At 57.0% G+C, this 604-nt stretch carries 1 protein-coding gene; it reads left to right on the top strand.

Translation table 11 applies throughout. The features are described from left to right. Window positions 1-604: T6SS effector phospholipase Tle3 domain-containing protein (locus AC07W4_RS27840; RefSeq protein ID WP_495034731.1), on the top strand; the 604-nt coding region annotated here is incomplete at both ends.

Here is a 604-nt window from a genome sequence, read left to right as displayed (position 1 = left end):
ATGATCCCGGGGCGTCCTATGAGTCGGTGGAAACCGGGTTGTGCCAGGGGGTTAACGAGCGGCTGGATCGGCCGGATCTCAAGGCGGGGCGGTATGGGGCAGCTTACAGTGCAGCCAAGGACGTGCCACTTGATGAACGGAGTGCTGATCAGAAAACCATACTCGATGACCCTGATACCTACCTTTATCGTCGAGATACTACCGCGCCCAAAACCCGCAGCCTGATGATCCCGTTCTACTGGGGCTATCGCGCCGCGCCGGAACACGTCAAGCGTGATGACGCCGGTGACCCGTTCCGGATGCGCAACCAGTTTCAGGATATCCAGGGCAATCGCCTGGATCGCCACTTTGCCAAGGCCGGTGGTTTTTTTGTCAATGCCACCAACAACCTGGAGGAGATGTATGGCGAGGGTTTTAAGGCCAATCGCAAAACCGGCATGGTCGAATTGATCAAACCGAACAATTACCTGCTCTTCGCCAATGCGCCGCTGCGGCATTACTTTGTGTTGGCCGCCCATCGTCTGGCAATGCTGGTCAGGGAAATTCGCCGGGTATCCCCCGATGAAACCATCACCATCATGGGCCATAGCCAAGGCACCCTGAT

This window comes from Pseudomonas sp. GW821-FHT02A08 (assembly GCF_059422045.1).
Note: the sequence above shows the minus strand (reverse complement) of the source record. Positions and strands in the feature narration are given on the sequence as shown.